14 protein-coding genes are annotated in these 21,052 nt (G+C 38.4%); 9 read left to right on the forward strand and 5 right to left on the reverse strand.

Features of this window, described 5'->3' with window-relative positions; all coding sequences use genetic code 11:
* Nucleotides 1–43 precede the first annotated feature (43 nt).
* The 3 genes from B5P37_RS08785 to B5P37_RS08795 all read right to left on the reverse strand — a co-directional run bounded on the left by B5P37_RS08785 (nucleotide 44) and on the right by B5P37_RS08795 (nucleotide 3,816).
* Complete coding sequence (locus B5P37_RS08785; RefSeq protein ID WP_085238453.1) at nucleotides 44–964, reverse strand: glycerophosphodiester phosphodiesterase; 921 nt, start codon at nucleotides 962–964, stop codon at nucleotides 44–46.
* 271 nt (nucleotides 965–1,235) lie between these two features.
* Entirely contained in the window at nucleotides 1,236–2,621 is a 1,386-nt protein-coding gene (gene argH, locus B5P37_RS08790; protein ID WP_085237865.1) for an argininosuccinate lyase, read from the reverse strand.
* The gene (locus tag B5P37_RS08795) at nucleotides 2,614–3,816 is read right to left on the reverse strand and encodes an argininosuccinate synthase (RefSeq protein ID WP_085237866.1); all 1,203 of its coding nucleotides are present in this window, start codon (nucleotides 3,814–3,816) and stop codon (nucleotides 2,614–2,616) included. Before B5P37_RS08795 ends, argH begins: the two co-directional genes overlap by 8 nt.
* Before the next feature lie 193 nt (nucleotides 3,817–4,009).
* Here B5P37_RS08795 and B5P37_RS08800 point away from each other — a divergent pair, with 193 nt between their 5' ends.
* The 7 genes from B5P37_RS08800 (at nucleotide 4,010) to B5P37_RS08830 (ending at nucleotide 15,738) form a co-directional block, all read left to right on the forward strand.
* Complete coding sequence (locus B5P37_RS08800; protein ID WP_085237867.1) at nucleotides 4,010–5,341, forward strand: glucose-6-phosphate isomerase; 1,332 nt, start codon at nucleotides 4,010–4,012, stop codon at nucleotides 5,339–5,341.
* Nucleotides 5,342–5,556: 215 nt separating this feature from the next.
* On the forward strand, nucleotides 5,557–6,072 hold the full coding sequence (gene lepB / locus B5P37_RS08805; protein ID WP_169710799.1) for a signal peptidase I: 516 nt from the start codon (nucleotides 5,557–5,559) through the stop codon (nucleotides 6,070–6,072).
* A gap of 18 nt (nucleotides 6,073–6,090) precedes the next feature.
* A complete protein-coding gene (lepB, locus tag B5P37_RS08810; protein WP_085237869.1) occupies nucleotides 6,091–6,663 on the forward strand; it encodes a signal peptidase I in 573 nt (190 codons plus the stop codon).
* 296 nt (nucleotides 6,664–6,959) lie between these two features.
* Nucleotides 6,960–10,445 carry a helicase-exonuclease AddAB subunit AddB gene (gene addB, locus B5P37_RS08815; protein ID WP_085237870.1) on the forward strand — a complete coding sequence of 1,162 codons (3,486 nt, stop codon included), beginning with the start codon at nucleotides 6,960–6,962 and terminating at the stop codon, nucleotides 10,443–10,445.
* A complete protein-coding gene (addA, locus tag B5P37_RS08820) occupies nucleotides 10,426–14,070 on the forward strand; it encodes a helicase-exonuclease AddAB subunit AddA (RefSeq protein ID WP_085237871.1) in 3,645 nt (1,214 codons plus the stop codon). The genes addB and addA overlap by 20 nt, the downstream gene beginning before the upstream one ends.
* A gap of 81 nt (nucleotides 14,071–14,151) precedes the next feature.
* On the forward strand, nucleotides 14,152–15,060 hold the full coding sequence (locus B5P37_RS08825) for a fumarylacetoacetate hydrolase family protein (RefSeq protein ID WP_085237872.1): 909 nt from the start codon (nucleotides 14,152–14,154) through the stop codon (nucleotides 15,058–15,060).
* Between the two features lie 288 nt (nucleotides 15,061–15,348).
* Entirely contained in the window at nucleotides 15,349–15,738 is a 390-nt protein-coding gene (locus B5P37_RS08830; protein ID WP_085237873.1) for a YisL family protein, read from the forward strand.
* 283 nt (nucleotides 15,739–16,021) lie between these two features.
* Here the strand turns inward: B5P37_RS08830 and B5P37_RS08835 are convergent, their stop codons facing one another.
* A complete protein-coding gene (locus tag B5P37_RS08835; protein WP_085237874.1) occupies nucleotides 16,022–17,344 on the reverse strand; it encodes a CoA-disulfide reductase in 1,323 nt (440 codons plus the stop codon).
* A gap of 23 nt (nucleotides 17,345–17,367) precedes the next feature.
* Nucleotides 17,368–18,198, reverse strand: a complete 831-nt coding sequence (locus tag B5P37_RS08840; RefSeq protein ID WP_085237875.1) for a Cof-type HAD-IIB family hydrolase — start codon at nucleotides 18,196–18,198, stop codon at nucleotides 17,368–17,370.
* Nucleotides 18,199–18,311: 113 nt separating this feature from the next.
* Here B5P37_RS08840 and B5P37_RS08845 point away from each other — a divergent pair, with 113 nt between their 5' ends.
* Entirely contained in the window at nucleotides 18,312–18,620 is a 309-nt protein-coding gene (locus B5P37_RS08845; protein ID WP_085237876.1) for a metal-sulfur cluster assembly factor, read from the forward strand.
* Between the two features lie 304 nt (nucleotides 18,621–18,924).
* Entirely contained in the window at nucleotides 18,925–20,784 is a 1,860-nt protein-coding gene (locus tag B5P37_RS08850) for an acyltransferase family protein (RefSeq protein ID WP_085238454.1), read from the forward strand.
* The last annotated feature ends 268 nt before the right edge of the window (nucleotides 20,785–21,052 follow it).

Here is a 21,052-nt window from a genome sequence, read left to right on the forward strand (position 1 = left end):
TTTAATGGATATACGTAAAACGGAGCAGGGCGACTGCATCGTTTTATTTTTCGTTCACTGCACGATATTTATCAGGATAATTTGTAAATAGACCGGTCACACCATAATCATTTAAACGTTTCATCGTTTTTGTATCATTGACTGTGTACGGATGAATATAAAATCCTTGTTTGCGAAGCGCTTGTGTACGATGCTTAGTAAGATCTCGATAATCTGGCCCCACACCCACTGCATAGCGCTGAATGGCAATCAAATCAGACGGGGACTGGTGCTGAAGCTCGCCTTTATTTAACAATTGAACGAGTGGAATAGCAGGATTGAGACGATGGACTTTTTTGAGACTTTCTCGTGAAAATGATTGAATCACCACTTTACCATTACGTAACTGTTGTGAATGAGCAAGTCCGTGCTGATGTAATGTTTTCAGTAGTTTTTCTTCCATACCCGGATAAACATCGGGCGATTTTGTTTCGATATAATAATTCGCACGCGTGCCATAACGCTCAAATATTTCATCTAAAGTCGGAATGCGTTGACCGACATATTGTGCGTTTTGTTGTTTAGGATGCGCTTTGTTAAACCAAGCCCCTGCATCGAGTTGTTTCAGTTCAGCTAGCGTATAATCTCTGACACGTCCTTTGCCATTTGTCGTTCGATTAACGGTCTCATCATGCATCGCAACTAAATGGCCATCTTTCGTCATCTGTAGGTCGATTTCAAGGTAATCTGCACCCATTTTGCAAAGACTTAAATCATATGAAACGAATGTGTGCTCTGGTGCATAGCCGCTTGCACCGCGATGTCCAATGTTGACATGTGGTTTGTTTAAAACGTTATGTATATTGGCTGAAAGTGGTGTTGCTTGAGCATGTTTCACTGCGTTTTTCTGTGGTCCTTCTTCAGCGACGCCTGTTAAAAATGTCGTTCCGCATAGTAATGTGCTGATGATAACGGTTGATGTCATTAATTTGTATGTTCGTCTCAATTTAGAAACCCCCTTAATTTGATAGCCTAGTTCCAAATTAACCAAAATCTCAGAAAATAACAACAGTTTTTGAGTGAAAATTACGTTTTCTTTATAGATATAAAAGATTCATCACCTTTAATTAAAACTTTCAAGATTACCATGCGAGATAGACGCGAATATGAAAAGGTAGACTTTTGTCATGAGAAAACGGTGAGACGACTTCATGTCTTGTATGCGACAGAATGTTTCACCGTTAAAAATATGTCATTTAATGTTGTTGTGTTAAGTACGTACGAGCGACTTGAAGCTGATGACGCACAGCTTGCTGGCCTGTAGATCCATAACTTTGTCTACGTTTAACAGCCTCATCAGGTTGAAGGAACTGATAAATATCATTGTCGATGTGTGGATGATGTTTTTGGTAAACCGCAAGTGGGATATCTAATAAATACGTATTATTTTGTATCGCCCAAAGTACAATTTGACCTACAATTTCATGTGCATCTCTAAATGGTATCCCTTTCGTCACCAAGTAGTCTGCTAACTCTGTTGCATTAGAGAAATCTTGACGCACCGTCTCATGTAAGCGATCGGTATTCACAGTCATCGTTGAGAGCATGCCATCAAAAATGCGCAGCGCCCCTTTAATGGTATCGATGGCATCAAACAGTCCTTCTTTATCTTCTTGCATATCTTTATTGTATGCGAGTGGCAATCCTTTTAACGTCATCAACATACTGACGAGATGGCCTGTCGTACGTCCGACTTTACCACGAATTAATTCTGCCATATCAGGATTTTTCTTTTGTGGCATAATAGAGGAACCTGTTGAAAAGCCATCAGATAAAGTGATGAATTGTGCTTCTTCAGAGGACCAAAAGATGATTTCTTCTGCTAAACGCGACAAATGAATCATCGTCAAATTAATATGGCTTAATGTTTCAATAATATAATCACGATCACTGACAGCATCGATACTGTTTTCGTATAATGCATTGAATCCGAGGAGCTGTTGCGTTTCGTGACGATCGATAGGGTAGGTCGTTCCACTTAAAGCTGCCGCACCTAATGGAGAGACATCAATGCGTGCAAGCGCTTCTTTAAAACGGGTCTGATCACGTTCTAACATCCAAAAGTAAGTTAAAATATGATGTGCGAATGAAATAGGCTGCGCACGTTGTAAATGTGTATAACCTGGCATCAATGTATCGACATGTTGTTCTGCGATTTGTAAAAGTGTACTTTGGAAGGCATGGATATAATCTATAATGATGTGGACTTCTTTTTTAGTGTATAAATGCATATCCGTAGCAACTTGGTCATTTCGACTACGACCAGTGTGTAGTTTTCCACCTACAGGACCAATCCGTTGAATCAACTCATGTTCGATATTGAGATGAATATCTTCTAAAGCAGTTTGAAATTCAACTTTTCCGGCATGTATATCTTGTTGTATCGCTTTTAAACCTTGAATGATTTGTTGGCTTTCTGCTTCCGTGATAATTTGACAATGAGCGAGCATTGTGGCGTGTGCGATACTTCCTTGTATATCTTCATCCACTAACTGTTTGTCAAAGTGGATGGACGCATTGAAAGCATCCACCCAATCTTCTGGCTTTTCCTCAAATCGACCGCCCCAAGCTTTTTTACTCATTTGCATAACCTCCATGCAACATTGCATTCACTTGTGTAGGTAACCCATAAATATCAATAAATCCAACTGCTGCTTGTTGATTGAAAGCATCTTCTTTTGTATAAGTCGCTAATTTTTCGTTGTAAAGCGTGTAGTCTGATTTTCTACCATTCACAATTGCGTGTCCTTTAAACAATTTGACACGGACATCACCCGTCACAAACTGTTGCGTATGGTCGATAAATGATTTGAGTGCGTCTGTTAATGGTGAAAACCATAGCCCGTTGTAGACTTGTTCTGCGAGTTGCTTTTCAATAATAGGTTTAAAATGCGCCACGTCTTTTGTTAATGTGATTGTTTCTAAGCTAAGATGAGCCTTTTGGATGACTTCTGCCCCAGGTGTTTCATAAACTTCTCTTGATTTGATTCCGACAAGGCGGTTTTCAATATGATCAATGCGACCGATACCATGACGTCCCGCTAATTCATTTAAATGCAGGATTAGTGCATCTAATTCGTAAGGTTGACCATTCACGTGTGTCGGTAACCCTTCTTTAAAAGTGAGTAAAATTTCTTCGGGTGTATCAGGCGTATCTTCTAATTCATTTGTCAAACCGTAAGCATCTTTTGGTGGTGCAACATATGGGTCTTCTAATACGCCACACTCGTTACTACGTCCCCATAAATTTTGGTCGATAGAATAAGGTGATTCTTTACCAATCGGAACAGGGATGTTATGTTTTTTTGCATAATCAATTTCTTCTTCACGACTCCATCCCCACTCACGAACGGGAGCAATCACTTTAAGTTCAGGATCCAATGCTTTAATTGCGACTTCGAATCGCACTTGGTCATTCCCTTTACCTGTACAACCATGTGCGATGGCACTTGCATTGGTTTGATGTGCGATTTCTACTAATTTTTTTGAGATAAGGGGTCGTGATAGCGCAGATACAAGAGGGTAGGTTTGTTCGTATTTTAAATTCCCTTTAATCGCATAGCTGACATACGTTTCAGCAAATTCTTTTGTCGCATGGATAATGTGTGACTCAATCGCGCCCATATCTAACGCTTTTTGATAAACAAGATCTAAATCTTTACCTTCACCAACATCTAAGCAACATGCAATGACATCGTAACCATTGTCAATCAACCACTGCACCGCCACACTTGTATCTAATCCACCTGAATAGGCTAAAACTACTTTTTCTTTCATCCTGGTCACCTCTGTTTAAATCATATGTTTTGTATGACTATACTATAACACAAATGTTTTAATATGCAAATAGTCATATAAATATACATAAAAAGGTTGAATAGATTGTGTACTTAAGGTCGTAACATTGAATTTGTGAAGACAAGTTAGTAAAATGAAAACAGGTTAAGTAAAAACTAGGAGGCAAAAGTGTATGACGCATATCCAATTTGATTTTCAAAAAGCTTTAAAATTTTTTGGTCAACACGAATTAGAGCAGCAACAAGAAGCTGTGAAAACCATTCATCGTACTATTCACGACGGTACAGGTGCGGGAAGTGACTTTTTAGGTTGGGTGGATTTACCCGTCCATTACGATAAAGAAGAATTTTCACGTATTAAAGCAGCGGCAAAACAAATTCAATCTCATTCAGATGTACTTGTTGTTATCGGCATAGGGGGTTCTTACCTAGGTGCACGTTCAGCAATCGAAATGTTGACACCTGCATTTAAAAAAGATCAAACGTATCCAGAAATCATCTTTGCTGGTAACCATTTGTCGTCATCTTATTTGCATTCATTAATTGAATACTTAGAGGGCAAAGATTACTCAGTCAATGTCATTTCAAAATCTGGAACGACAACTGAACCGGCTGTGGCTTTCCGCATTTTCAAAAAATTATTGGAAGAAAAATATGGAAAAGCTGAAGCAGTTAAACGTATTTTTGCAACAACAGATCAGTCGAAAGGTGCACTGAAACAACTTGCGACAAATGAAGGTTATGAATCTTTTGTTGTGCCTGATGATGTGGGCGGACGTTTTTCTGTTTTAACAGCGGTGGGCTTATTGCCTATTGCAGTCGCGGGTATTGATATTGATGCGATGATGGGGGGAGCAGCGAAAGCACGTGAAGAACTTTCTTCTGATGACTTAGCTTCAAACATTGCTTATCAATATGCATCGATTCGTAATATTCTTTACAACAAAGGCTATACGACTGAAATGTTGATTAACTATGAACCGTCATTACAATATTTCAATGAATGGTGGAAACAATTGTTTGGCGAATCAGAAGGTAAAGATTTGAAAGGGATCTATCCTTCAAGTGCCAATTTTACAACGGATTTACACTCATTAGGACAATATGTGCAGGAAGGTCGCCGCTTCTTGATTGAAACAGTTTTGAAAGTCGAAACGCCTGAGCACGATATTACAATTGAAGCAGATGAAGAAGATTTAGATGGTTTGAACTATTTAGTAGGTAAAACAGTGGATGAAGTGAATACTAAAGCATTTGAAGGGACATTATTAGCCCATACAGATGGAGGCGTGCCGAATTTAGTAATTCAATTACCACGTTTAGATGCTGAAACTTATGGATATGTCGTATACTTCTTTGAACTGGCAGTCGCGATGAGTGGATATCAATTAGGCGTCAATCCATTCAACCAACCTGGTGTAGAAGCATACAAACAAAATATGTTTGCGCTATTAGGTAAACCTGGTTTTGAAGATAAGAAAAAAGAATTAGAAGCACGTTTATAATATAGAGATCCTTTGTCTTTATGATCAATCGGAAAAGTGGAGTGGATGATTCGTTTCACTTTTCCGGTTTTTATTTTATACACAGACCAATGTCATCGTTCGAATACAAAAGCTTAAACGTGATCCGCAGCAAATAGAATCACTAACGTTTCTTATGCATTTTATGATAATATAAACGTTGTTATGGATAATTTTGTATGATTGGGAGTGCAAATTTGAAGTATCTAATAAAAAGTATGATAGCGGCCATTAGCGCAATCATTTTATTGATGATTCTTGTAATATGGGTTGTGATTCCGTATGAAGTGAAAGAAGCGAACATGACGCCGACACTTCACCCGCACGACCGATTGATTGTTAATAAAATCTCACCACGCTATGGTTTGCATCACGAGGATATCGTGGTTTATCAAGTCGATCATCAATATCGTGTTGGACGGGTGATAGGCGAGCCAGGACAATCTGTTGAATTTCAAAATGGACAGTTGCAACTTGATCATACGCCTGTTGCTGAACCTTATCTTTTAAAGCATGATAGCGCAACATGGTCACTGAAATCGCTCCCCGGTTCGGAAAGTGATATCATTCCGCCAAATCGCTATTTAGTCTTAAATGACCAACGCCGTGATCGTCAAGATTCTAGACAATTTGGTTTAATTGAAAAATCTAATATTGAAGGGACAATAGCAATCCGTTATTTTCCTTTTGATAGCATAAAGACTTATTTTTAAAACAAGAGGTGTAAAACTGTGAAAAAAGAGACAATCGAATGGTTAATTTCTATAGGGGTAGCGATACTCATTGTCGGTTTGCTGTATACATTTGTAATTAAGCCTTATAACATCAAAGGTGATTCTATGGACCCCACTTTAAAAGATGGAGAACGTGTCATCGTAAATAAATTAGGGAAAACATTTGGCAATTTAGATAATGGTAACGTGATTGTATTTCATGCAGATGAAAATAATGATTATGTGAAACGTATTATCGGTAAACCAGGTGATCACGTGGTTTATAAGGATGACCAGCTTTATTTAAATGATAAAAAAGTCGATGAACCGTATTTAAACTATAATTTAAAACATAAAACGTATGATCAAATTACGGGTTCTTTTGACTCTAAAGATCTCCAAGGAAGTAATGGGGAAACAAAAATTCCTAAAGACAAGTATTTAGTATTAGGAGATAACCGAGAAGTAAGTAAAGATAGCCGTGCATTTGGCCTGATTGACAAAGAGCAAATTGTTGGTAAAGTTTCTCTCAGATTCTGGCCACTTAATCGATTTAAAATCAACTTTAATCCAGACCACACTGAGTCATAAAATTAAATGATGCATGATGACGGAACGGACTGAACGACATGCTTTAAAGTCGAATCAAGTCCAAGGCAATCCGTCCTCAATGATTAAAAAAGCAGTCGAGATTGTGCTCGGCTGCTTTTTTAATGCAATATCATGATCTCATGGTGGACGCAAGATGGAAAGTTTGATTTGAGGCGCCTCGATGTGTCGGGAATCCATCCCATGTTTAAACGATCTTTCATAGAGGAATAGGGGGCGTTAATGCTATAATGATGAATAAATGAGATATCACCAGAAGGGTTAGAGAGGGGGATTCGATGTTCAAAATATTGTTAGGACGTGCTGGAACCGGCAAGAGCACTTTCATGTTAAACGAAATAAAGCAAAAGATGAAATCACAACCGTTAGGACGTCCTATTGTAATTATCACACCTATGCAAGGGACGTATTTATATGAACAAGCGTTGGTCAATGATAACGCGTTGCTGGGGAGTATTCGGGCAGAAGTGTTACACTTTGAACGACTCGGGCATCGTGTGATTCAAGAATTGGGCGGTGTTCACGAAAAGCGGCTATCAAGTATCGCAATAGAAATGATGATTTACGACATTTTACAAGAGGTGCAAAAAGAACTGAAATTGTACCGCTCACAAGTGCGTTACATGGGATTTAGTACGAAAATGCGTGAGCAAATTCAAGACTTTGAAAAGTATGCAGTGCAGCCTGAAATGGTTTCTCAAATGGCTCAAGATATGCAATTTGAGCCACGTACACGTCATAAGTTGCACGATATCGCCTTGATCTATCAAAAACTCGTTCAGCGTCTGTCATCGGAGTATATCACAGGTGAAGGTTTGATGAACCGTATCATTTCATTGATTCCACAATCAGCTTGGTTAAAACAAGCGGATATTTTTATTGATGGTTTTCATAACTTTTCGACACAAGAATATCAAATGATTGAGGCGTTGGTAAAGCATGCACAATCTGTGACAGTCGCCTTGACTACGAATGGGGATGAGTCACCATTCAGTATGTTTCGTAAACCTTCCGAAGCCTTATCCCATTTTGAAGAGATGTCACGACAAGTGAAAAAACCATTGGAACGGATGTATTTTCAGCAATCTATGCGTTTCCAATCGGCGTCAATTCAGGTGCTTGAACAGCAATTTGACGCATTACAACCCGAGGTGCAACCGCTCACGGATGGGGGGATTCAAATATGGGAAGCGCCAACGACACGTGAGGAAGTCAATGAAATCGCACGTGCAATTTTGAGAGACGTCCGTGAAAAAGGGTATCGTTTTCAAGATATTGCGATTCTATATCGCGATTCTGCCTACGTCTATTTATTGGATGCGATTTTACCTCAATATGACATTCCATACAATCTTGATGTGAAAAAATCGATGACGCACCACCCAATCATGGAAATGTTACGTGCATTAATTGAAGTGCTTCAAACGGGGTGGCAATTTGATCCATTGATGCGACTATTAAAAACACAAATACTTTCCCAATACTTTACTGAAAGTGCGTATTTGATTCAGTTGTTGGAAAACTTTGCGCTTGAACGTGGGATTTATGGCAAACGTTGGTTGGACCCACATTACTTTGAATTAAATCAATTTCGTAAAATGGGATTACGTCCGAATGACCCATTGACAGAAGAAGAAACAGCAACATTTCAAAAAGTAATTGATTTGAAAAACGATATTTTTAATAAGTTATTGAAATTCGAGGAAAAGTTAGCCCAGGGGACCCATGCAAGAAGTTTTGCGACTTATTTTTATGAAGCGATGGAAGATTTTGAATTGCCAACGCAACTGATGACGCAGCGGGATAGATTAGACCAACTAGGCAAACATGAGGCGGCGGAGGAAATCGATCAAATATGGCATGGATTGATTCGCGTGTTAGATGATGTCGTCACAGTTTTTGATGAACGTGAGATGACATTAGATCGCTTTTTGGAAATTTTAGATGTCGGATTAAATGAACTGGAATTTTCGATGATCCCGCAAACGTTAGACCAGGTTACAATTGGGACGATGGATTTGGCCAAAGTAGACAACAAAAAGCACATTTATATGATAGGAATGAATGATGGTGTCATGCCTCAAGCGATTAACGGCTCAGGATTGATTTCTGACAGTGAAAAGAAAGATTTTGAGCGTTATGCGGAAATCCAATTGAGTCCGACATCGGATATTTTACAAATGGATGAAGCATTTGTATGTTATTATGCGATGACACGAGGGAAGGAAGCCATCACTTTTTCATATAGTTTAATGGATGCGAGTGGTGCCGAGCGCGAAAGAAGTCCGTTTCTAAATGACATTCTTGCCCTGTTTCATCAATTGCAAGTCACACGTTTGACACATCAACATGCACGCGACACATTAACGCTTATCGAACATCCTCACCAAACGAAAGTGCATTTGTTTGAAGCGTTAAAAACGTGGCTTGATGAAGGGCTGATTGCCGATACATGGTTTTCAGCTTATGCTGTGATGGCTCAGCATCGACAATTAAATGATGGACTCAAACATTTGAAATCTGCGCTCACATATACGAATGCCACAGTTCAATTGGATGCCCATTTAACGACAGCACTGTACGGAAAAGCCATTCATGCTAGCGTATCACGTTTTGAAGGATATCAACAATGTCCATTTAAACACTATACATCACACGGGTTAAAACTGAATGAAAGAACGAAATATCAACTACAAAATTTTGATTTAGGGACGATTTTTCATGATGCATTAAAGTATATAGCGGAGAAAATAGAAGGGCGTTTTAATCAGTTAACTGAACAACAAATTCATGCATATACACGTGAAGCATTAGCGTATGTTTTGCCACTTGTTCAATTTAATTTATTGAACTCTACGGCGTATTATCGTTACTTATCACAGCGCATCGGTGCAATAGTTCAAGCGACTTTATATGCGATGAAATATCAAACGACGTATTCACAGTTCAGACCGATTGCATTTGAAAAAGCGTTTCGTAAATCACCGAAAAATGATTCTGAACTGAAAGCAGCGCCATTATACACGAAACAAGGGATTCCTATCTATATTCGTGGACAAATTGACCGTATTGATGCATTCCAAAAAAACAATCAAAGTTTTATTAACATTATTGATTATAAGTCTTCATCTTCAAGTGCATCATTAGATTTAGTCAAAGTTTACTATGGCTTACAGATGCAGATGATGACTTATATGGATATCGCATTACAAAATAAGGAAAGGCTCGGGTTGAGTGAAGCGGTAAAACCAGGAGGCTTTTTATACATGTTTGTTCATAAATTTAGAGATGAAAAGCGTGCTTGGAAGGACGTTCAAGATGCCAAACGTGAGATTGACTTTTTAAAGTCTTATCAGCTACAAGGATTGCTCAACAACGATGTGGATGTTTTAGAGGCTTACGATTCACGCTTAACGACAGGGTTTCAATCTGACATTGTCCCTATTGGATTGAAAAAAGACGGTAGCTTTTATGCAACAAGTAAAGTGACAGATGAAGCGACAATTCATAAACTGATTCAACATAACCGCCGTAATTTTCAGGATATCGCAACGCATATTATGGATGGGCATAATGAAGTGGCGCCAATACAATTTCGTAAGCAATTGCCTTGCCAGTTCTGTCAGTACCAAGCTGTGTGTCACGTAGATAGTATGATTGATAGTCCGAAGTATCGTCATGTTGATGAAAAAATAAAACCGCTTGAACTCATAGCGACAGTAGACAAGGAAGGAGTGGATGCGCATGATTCCAGCCAAACCTGATCACGTTCAGTGGACGGATGCACAATGGGAAAGTATTTACGCCAAAGATCAAGATATTCTTGTTGCTGCGGCAGCGGGTTCTGGTAAAACCGCTGTACTTGTAGAACGGATTATTCAACGCATTTTGCGTGATGAGATAGATGTTGATCGTTTACTAGTGGTCACTTTTACGAATTTAAGTGCACGTGAGATGAAGCATCGTGTTGAAGCTCGCATCCAACAAGCTGCTTTGGCAGACCCTTCTAACCAACACTTAAAAAATCAAAGATCCAAAATACATCAAGCACAAATTTCGACTTTACATAGTTTTTGTTTGCGACTCATTCAACAACATTATGACGTGTTAGAGATTGATCCAAATTTTAGAACGGCGAGTGAAGTTGAAAATATATTATTGTTAGAACAGGTGATTGATGATGTACTCGAAAAGCACTATGAACAATTGGATCCAACATTTGTAACTTTAACTGAACATATTTCTACAGATAGAGATGACTCGGCATTACGTCAAATCATTAAACAGCTGTATCATTTTAGTGTCGCGCATCCAGACCCTATTGAGTGGTTGAATACGTTAGATCAACCTTACTTAGAACGACATCTTCAGCAACAGTATTTAGACACTTTGAATAAATATATTCGTTTATATTTAGAGGCAGCACAAGATGCGATAGAGGAAGCTTATCACCAATTTGAATGGGTTGGAGATTTTCCTAAGCATGTGACATTCATTTCCAAACATCGCGATTTTTTGCGTCGTGTTTTAGCTGAACCTCAAATTGATAAAAATCGTATAGCGGAATATCAACTAGGTCGAATGCCAACGAAACCCAAAGATGTGAAAGAAGATCCGATGCTCGATGAAGCATATGACGTTTTCAAAATGTACTATGAAAGTTTCAAAAACAATATGAATCAAATCAAAACGCATTTTTTAGGGCGCGATGATGAAACGCTATTGGAAGAATTGTATCAGCTCGCACCACGGGTCAATTATTTAGCAAGATTAACGAAAGATGTTCTTCATACGTTTAGCCAAGCTAAAAGAGCGCGCAATATTTTGGATTTTTCGGATTATGAACATTTTGCATTACAAATTTTGAGGGATGGAGACGGAAACCCGTCAGAGATTGCTCAAGCATATCGAGAACATTTCAAAGAGATTTTGGTGGATGAATATCAAGATACAAACCGTGTACAAGAAAGCATCATCGCGAGCATTAAACGCGGCGATGAATCGAACGGTAATCTGTTCATGGTTGGAGATGTGAAGCAGTCCATCTATAAATTTAGACAAGCGGATCCTAGCTTATTTATCGAAAAATATCAACGGTTTAATCAGCCTGAACAACCAGGAGGCTGGAGAATCGATTTATCTCAAAATTTCCGATCACGTCCGGCAGTATTATCAACGACGAATTATTTATTTACGCATATGATGGATACGGAAGTCGGTGAAATTGAATATGATGACGCTGCAAAATTGTATCATGGTGCGTCCTATGATGCAGTCGAATTACCGGTCCAGTTCAATGTATTGATGGTAGATCAAGACCGAGAGATGACGGCGAGTGAGCAAGAGGCGCATTTGATTGTTCAACAGGTTCAAACCATTCTTGAAACAAAAAAAGTGTACGATTCAAAAACGCAAACTTATCGTCCAGCGCAGTATAAAGATATCGTCATCCTTGAAAGAAGTTATAGCAATGCGCGACTTGTTCAACAAGCTTTCAAAGATCGAGATATTCCTTTATTTGTGAATAGTAAACAAGGTTATTTTGAACAGACTGAAATCCGTTTGATGTTATCGTTTTTACGTACGATTGACAACCCGCTCCAAGATATTTATTTGGTCGGTTTAATGCGATCGATGATATATCAATTTACAGAAGATGAACTTGCCAAAATTCGTGTTGTTGCACCACAAGATAATTACTTTTATCAGTCCATTCAACATTATCTCGCATCAGATGAAGCCGAACCTGCGATCGTTGCAAAATTGGAGAAATTTTTAAACGATTTAGCATTTTACCAAGACTATAGTTTACATCACCCTGTTTATCAGTTGATTGATCAATTGTTTAACGATCACTATATCATTCAATATTTTAGTGCGTTAATCGGAGGACGAGGGCGACGCGCAAATTTGTACGGCTTGTTTAATAAGGCTGTTGACTTTGAAAATTCAAGTTTTCGTGGATTATTCCAATTTATTCGTTTTATCGATCAAATGATTGCGCGTGGGAAAGATTTTGGAGAAGAAAATGTCATCGGACCCAATGATAATGTTGTGCGTATGATGACGATTCACAGCAGTAAAGGTTTGGAATTCCCATTCGTCATTTATTCTGGTCTAACGCGTCAATTTAATAAAAGTGACTTGGGCAAAGCCGTCGTGCTCAATCAACATGCAGGTTTAGGCTTACAATACTATGATGAAGCACAAGGATTATTTTATCCTTCTTTGATTTCGATGAGTATTGATCTTGTGAATCAAAAAGAGATGATTTCAGAAGAAATGCGTTTAATCTATGTGGCTTTTACTCGAGCAAAGGAACAACTCTTTTTAATCGGAACGGCTAAGCAAGAAAAAGAACTTGAAGTGTTAGCGTCAGCGCCGATTGCAAATCAAAAGTTAACAGTGATGGATCGCTTTAATGCTAAAAATCCATTCCAACTGTTATACAGTGTTTTCAGCAAATATCAAAATAGTGCATTACAAGCACATCAACGTTTTGAATCCGATGCGACGACATTAGCCCCAGTTGTTAAGCCGCATATTCAAGTGCAACATCTCGAGGCGGAAACGGTCTTACCGACGGAGCAAGATTTAGTTGATAATCAGAGTCATTCACTGGAAGCATTAGAAGCGAAATTAGCGTCAACCCCTATAGATGATCAGGTTGCCAAACAAATCGAGCAACAACTTTTGTTTGAATATCCATATCAGCAAGCGGTTCAGCAAGCATCAAAGCAATCTGTATCAGAATTGAAACGTCAACTTGAAACAGAACAAGCGGACACGAATTATGAACGGGTTCGGCAATATCGATTAGGCATTGCAACTTATGATCGTCCTCAATTTTTACAAGAAGTGAAGTATACCGCTGCGGAAATTGGGACGCTGATGCACACCGTCATGCAGCATTTACCATTTGTAGAAGATGGTTTTACAGAACAAGCATTGAATCAGTTTTTAACATCATTAGTCGAGCGCTCGATTATTCCGGCCGAAGCATTACAAGTGATTGCCGTCGATGAAATTCAACGTTTCATTAACAGTCCACTGTATGCACGTATCGCTAAAAGTGAAGAACGGCATACCGAAGTACCTTTCGTCGTGAATCAACATGAAGTTGAAGAGACAAATGTATCCACGGACGCTTCAATGATACAGGGGATGATCGATTTAGTTTTTAAAGAGAACGGTCATTATTACTTTGTAGATTATAAAACTGATGCGTTGATTCGAAGACGAGGGATATCCGATGCAGAGATGGAAATGATGCTGAAACAAAAATATCGTGTTCAAATGCAGTATTATCAACGTGCATTAGAAACGATATTGAAGACACCTGTGAATGGTTATTTATACTTCTTTAAATACGGTGAATTAGAGATTTAAGCGTTTAACTTTAAAAATTTGTGATTCGTTTAAAATTTCCGTTATAATATGACTAAGATATACGTTAGGAGCTGATGATGAATGAAATTCCTATCATTCAAACATAATGGTGAAATTTCATATGGAGTGAAGGTGAAAAGAGAAGAAGCGGCTTGGGATTTAAAGCGCGTTTTCGCTAATTTTGGAGAAGGAGATTTCCATCCCAAAACTTTACTCGAAGGTTTACAACAAAACCAAACACTAGATTTTCAAGAACAAGTAAGAAAAGCGGTCGTTGCGGCAGAAAACAGTGGCCAAGGCGCTGACTATAAAGTTCCGTTTGAAGATATCGAATTTTTACCACCAGTTACACCGACAAACAACGTGATTGCTTTCGGACGTAATTATAAAGCGCACGCGGAAGAACTTAACCATGAAGTGAACCGCTTATATGTATTTACAAAAGCGGCTTCTTCATTGACAGGTGATGAAAGTACGATTCCGAACCACCGTGATGTGACGGATGCGTTAGATTATGAAGGTGAATTAGGTGTCGTGATTGGTAAATCAGGAGAAAAGATTCCAAAAGGCTTAGCTTTGGATTATGTTTATGGTTACACGATTATTAACGACATTACAGATCGTAATGCACAAAAGGCGCATGCGCAAGCTTTCTTGTCAAAAAGTTTAACTGGCGCGTGTCCGATGGGGCCTTACATTGTCACAAAAGATGAATTGCCAACACCTGAAAATGTTAATATCGTGACAAAAGTCAACAATGAAATTCGCCAAGACGGTAATACGTCTCAAATGATTTTGAAAATTGATGAGTTAATTGAAGAAATTTCAAAATATGTAGCTTTACATCCTGGTGACATTATTGCAACGGGGACACCTGCTGGCGTCGGTGCCGGTATGAACCCACCGAAGTTTTTACAACCGGGTGATGAAGTGAAAGTGACAATTGATAATATTGGGACTTTAACGAACTTTATTGCAAAAGAAGAATAACATCAATGGGCGTGTTGGGAGACACCCATTCAATTGAGACTGAGTTGTATGTTGAGAACTGCACTCAGTCTCTTTGAGTTTGATGAAAGAGACCAAAAAGCAGCCCCGACATCAGGCGTATTGACGAACAGCCTATGGCATGGAAGCCGTGTGCGCCATTTTTTAATAAAATTAATGGTCGTTCTAAATACAAAATGTTTATAAAATAACACAAAGGTAATTTATATGTATAGAATATTACAATTATGTTATGATGGGGAAGATTCACAAAGAAAGGAGCTATTAAATATGTTGTTAATTAACTTGCATATTGTCAGTTGGATTGTCTTGTTAATTCTTTTCTATGCGGCTTATGAAAACTACTCTAACAAACAAGGCCCAACACCATTATTTAAATCATTACATATGGCAACTCGTGTATTGATGCTTTTCGTTCTTGTGACTGGTTTTTGGCTCGTGGTGAAGGCGTTCACAAGTGCTGGCGCTAGTCATATGTTATTGACGCTAAAAATGGTAGGTGGTATTGCAGTCATTGGACTGATGGAAGTGACAATTGCACGTAAAAAGAAAAAGTTAGAGACGCGAGGTCTATTTATTGCAACGTGGATTGTCGCATTGTTAACCATCGTTTTAGGTGCAATATTGCCTTGGGGACCTATCACAGGATTATTCAAATAACCTTGCCTTTGATATATCAACAAATTGAAGTAGACGGAGTCGTCTTAAAATCAAGTGATTAAGATCGCATTCGCCTAATCCTCATCATAAAAAAGACCTGATTTATTGCTAAAAACATTAAATCAGGTCTTTTTTTAATAAAGGGCAGCCGATATGGAATGCCAAAATAGAGAAAGGCTGTTTGAAAAGTACAAAAAGGTGTTTCATTCTTCTTTATATCATCCAAGAGATAAACGAACAGGGCTGGAATATAAATCGTCCCCCCCTGTTATCACATTCAATCTTATTGGCGTGCTTGGTAACCTAATAAATTAATGAGATCTTTTGGATGACTGAATGGTGGGGCATAAGCCACTTCGAATTCGGTCAATTCATCAATTGTTGCCTGATGCATCAAGGCCATAGAAAGGGTGTCGATCCGTTTGTCGACCCCTTTTTCACCTACTGCTGCGACACGCAAAATTTGGCGTGTTTTTTTGTCAAAATAAGCTCTTAAATGTACGTCGCTATTATTTGGATAGTAGCCGGCATGTGTTGATTTTTTTACTTCGACCATTTGATAGTCAAAATGTTTTAATTCTTGTGGGGAAATCCCTGTGCTAGCCAACGTGTAATCGAAAAATTTAACGATATTTGCACCGATGAAACCTTTAAATTTAATGTCATGATTACCGCTGATTTGTTCAGCAATCACACTAGCCCCTCGATGCGCGCCCCAAGCAAGTGGAACGTGTGCAGGGAGGTCAACGTGGCGATAAAAACTTGTAATGATATCTCCAACAGCATACACATTTGGGACGTTTGTTTTAAAGCAATCATCAACAGGAACATAGCCTTTGTCATCTAGTTGGATATTTGATTTTGCTATAAATTCAGAGTTAGGCGTTACGCCTACACCCGCAATGATTAAATCATAGTGCTCTACTAGACCAGAAGTAAAGGTCACCTGATGCCCTTCGATGGCTACGATTTCTTCATTTAATCGATAAGGAATGTGATGTTGATCGAGTTGGTCAAAAATAACGCGATTCATATCTTGGTCCATTAATTTATTAACTGCATCTGAACGATGGATGAGTGTTGGTTGGAGTCCACGATGATACATATTTTCAACCATTTCTAGACTGACATAACCGGCACCGACAATTAAAACACGCTGTGCTCGGTGTTCTTCGATGTACGCATCAATTTGATCAGTGTCATCCATGTTGCGCAGTGTAAAGAGGTGAGGGACATTAAAGTTAAGTCGATTAGCTCGTGCACCAGGACTGAGCACTAAAATGTCGTAATGATCCTCAAATGTTTCACCTGTTAAGTGGTTTTTCACTGTTACTGTTTGATGAATGTCATCAATATCTATAATTTCATGATTCACTTTAACTGTAATATCTTTTTTAGTTTTAAACTTTTCAGGCGTTGCGGATAAGAGGTGATCTCTTTTGGCAACGACATGACCAAGATAGTAAGGTAAACCACAATTTGCAAAACTCATATAGTTGTCTTTTTCATAAACAGTGATGCGACTTTCTTTGTCTAAGCGTCGGATTTGGCTTGCACTTGTAGCGCCACCTGCGACTGCGCCAACGACGATAATATGTTGTGTCATGTAAATAAGCTCCTTTTTTCTGTCTATTTTTCTTGATCTTTAGGAATATTTAAATTGAAGAAACGATTTAAATACACACCGATACCGTCCTCATTGTTGGATTGTGTGATTTCTTTAGCGACGTATTTTAACTCATCAATGGCATTATCCATTGCAATACCGTAGTTTGCATACTTAATCATTTCTAAGTCATTATCTTCATCGCCGAATGCAATGGTGTTTTCGTGTTTGATTTGAAGCCACTCTTTGACGAAATGAATACCGACCGCTTTACTAATGTCTTTTTTCACAATTTCAATCACGGGGAAAGGGGCCCCCCAGCGACGATGCTCTATATTTTCAGCATAAAAGCGTGTGAGCATTTGTTTGATGCGTGGAATCATGATTTCTTCAGCCTCAATGAGTAATGAAGTAGGATCTTCATTTAAAGTCTCACGTAAATCACCGACTTGTGTCACAGGATTACCCATGCTAAAGCCCTCAAAAAGGCGTGCGTCAGGTTGATCTATAAAAACGCAATCTTTTACTTCAGCAATCAAATTTTTGACGTTCATTTTTTTTAAAGTGTCAATAATACTTGTCGCAATCCCTTCGTCTAAACGATGATGTTGCGTTGGAAACGTGTCATCGTGGGGGTGGTGGACAAATGCACCATTGAAATTGACAATAGGTGTTTTTAAATCGAGTTGATCATAGTAAAGTTGACTTGCGCGATAAGGACGACCTGTCGCAATCATGATGGCATGTCCTTGTTGTTGGAGTGCTTTTAACACTCGAAATGTATATTCGGGAATCACTTTTTGATCATTCAAGAGTGTTCCATCTAAATCTAAACAAATTAAATGCTGTTCCATTCATTAGCTCCTTAGTTCCAAGTTTCAGTGTATTCATATCATAGCATTTTATTGTCGAAAAGTGGGGATTTTGTTATATTGTTACTAGTAAAAAGTAAAATGAGGTGATACGGATGGAAGAAGCACTCAAAGATAGCATATTAGGCGCGCTAGAAAATGTCATCGACCCTGAACTAGGTATCGATATTGTTAATCTAGGGCTTGTTTATAAAGTTGATTTAGATGATGACGGTTTATGTACAGTAGAAATGACATTAACGTCTATTGGTTGTCCGCTCGGGCCACAAATTGTTGATCAGGTCAAAACGGTATTAGCAGAGCTGCCAGAAATTCAAGATACAGAAGTGAATATTGTTTGGAATCCGCCTTGGAACAAAGACATGATGTCTCGTTACGCTAAAATTGCGTTAGGCGTGAGCTAATCACTGTTAATCAGTTAAAACGCTTGTTTAGAACTTTCTTAATTGTTGTCATCAATTTTGAAAGTTCTTTTTCAGTATCAAGCGCATTTAAATGTGATTTCATGCAAAGCAAACAAAGTAGTCTTATTTTAGACGCACCTGGTTACATATCCACGCCTTTGGACGACAGCAAATGTAAGCGATTGCATAAGTTGAAGAAATAGTTGGAATACAATTTAAAATGTTATTGCACTCGCGCAATCGAAAAGATATAATATACAAATATTATAAAATGGTAAATGATTACATTAAATTGGAAAGAATGATGATTGTGTGGAATTTTAATCAGAGAGAGAGACGAACAATCAAACCTCGTTATATGCCTGGATTAGATGGTTTAAGAGCAATTGCAGTGATTGCGATTCTGATCTATCATTTGAATCCGCAATGGTTGCCTGGGGGCTTTTTAGGGGTTGACACATTTTTCGTTATTTCAGGTTATTTAATTACGAGTTTATTATTAACGGAGTATCATAACACAGGGCGGATTGCACTATTGAAGTTTTGGTTGAGACGAATGAAACGTCTCATACCGGCTGTGTTCTTTTTAGTCATGGGCGTCATCGTGTTAACGCTTGTTTTTGCACCTTCAGAAATTCAAAAAGTACGTGGGGATAGTCTTGCAGCCATCTTTTATGTTTCGAATTGGTGGTATATTGCACAAGATGTGGACTACTTTGAGCAATTTACCGTACAACCTTTAAAGCATTTATGGTCTTTAGCGATTGAGGAGCAGTTTTACCTTGTTTTTCCAATTATATTGTCCATTTTAATCTCCTTAATCCGTCGTTTAAAGTGGTTACGTCTTACATTTTTCACTTTGCTTGTTATTTCTATGATTATGATGATGGTGATGTATGTACCGCATGCAAATGTTGCGCGTGTTTATTTCGGTACGGATACACGGTTACAGACTTTATTAATGGGTGTTTTATTGGCATTCATCTGGCCACCTTTTCAGTTAAAGTCAAAAGTCAACTTTGGAATGCGTATGAGTATCGATAGTGTGGGGCTTTTAGGTTTAATCATCTTGTTACTCTGCTTTAAGTTTGTAGAAGAGACAAATGCTGTCCTTTATTATGGTGGATTTTTTGTCATCTCAGGGTTGACGTTAGGGATTATCGCGAGTAGCGTGCATCCTTCTGGTTATTTCGCAAAACTGATGGGTACTCGCATATTAACATACATCGGTAGTCGTTCATACAGTCTGTATTTATGGCATTTTCCAATTATTGTATTGATACATCATCAATTCGTACAAGGTCAAATTCCGCAATTGATTTACGGGATTGAGTTGATTTTAATTGTTATCATGGCAGAATTTTCATATCGTTTTATTGAACAGCCTTTTAGAAAACAAGGATTTAACAGTTTCACGTTCAAGCACTTAAAAAATTGGCGTTTATCTAAAGTGAGACGAACTTGGCTTTTTATCATTCTACTTGTACCTAGCCTCATTGTTCTTGCAGGTGGCTTCAATCGCTTTTCTGAATATCAACCCACACACATGACAGAAGTCAATACAGCAGAAATGGATAAGTGGGTGACGCATCCAGCCGTTTTACCACAACTTGAAATTAACGGTTTAATTGTCAAAGGCAGCAAACAACGTTATGCATCATGGAAACCGCTATTAATTGGAGACTCTGTTATGGTGGATATTGGTGATTATTTCAAATCTTTTGTACCCAATGCGACCATTGATGGAAAAGTAGGACGGAACTTAATAGAAGCGATTCCACTCGCGAAAGAAAAGTATACCGATTACCGAGATAAAAATGATATTGTTGTCCTTGAATTGGGAACCAATGGAGATTTTACAGAAGAACAGTTGGGAGACCTGATTAAACAATTCGACAAAGCGGACATATATCTCGTGAATACGCGTGTTCCTCGCTCATATGAAACACATGTGAATAAAGTGTTAGCACAAGCGGCAAAACATCAGGATAATGTGACATTAGTCGACTGGTATCATGATTCTGCCAATCATGTGGAATACTTTGCACCGGATGGCATACATTTGGAGCCACCGGGTGTACGCGCATTAACGAATGCAATCATCAAAACAATCGAAAAAAAGCATCCGTCGACGAATGAATCAGCTATGAAATTGAAACGTTAGGACGTTATGGCTACCCTCTTGGTGCGAAATGGATACTTTGATATGAGACAATAGGCATGCCTTTGAAGGTAGGGCAGGGGAAGTTGATGAAATCTGAATTAAAACGAGATTTCTCTCTTCCCTCGCTGCTACCTTTTTATTTAAAGGAATCCAACCTCATATGGGCGCTTTTAATGATGGAAACCGAAGAGAAAGTGATGTCATTATAAATGGTCAAAAAAAGTCAAAGTTATGGATTGATTTTTGTAGATAATAGGCTTATAATATG

This window comes from Staphylococcus lutrae (assembly GCF_002101335.1).
Classification (GTDB): domain Bacteria; phylum Bacillota; class Bacilli; order Staphylococcales; family Staphylococcaceae; genus Staphylococcus; species Staphylococcus lutrae.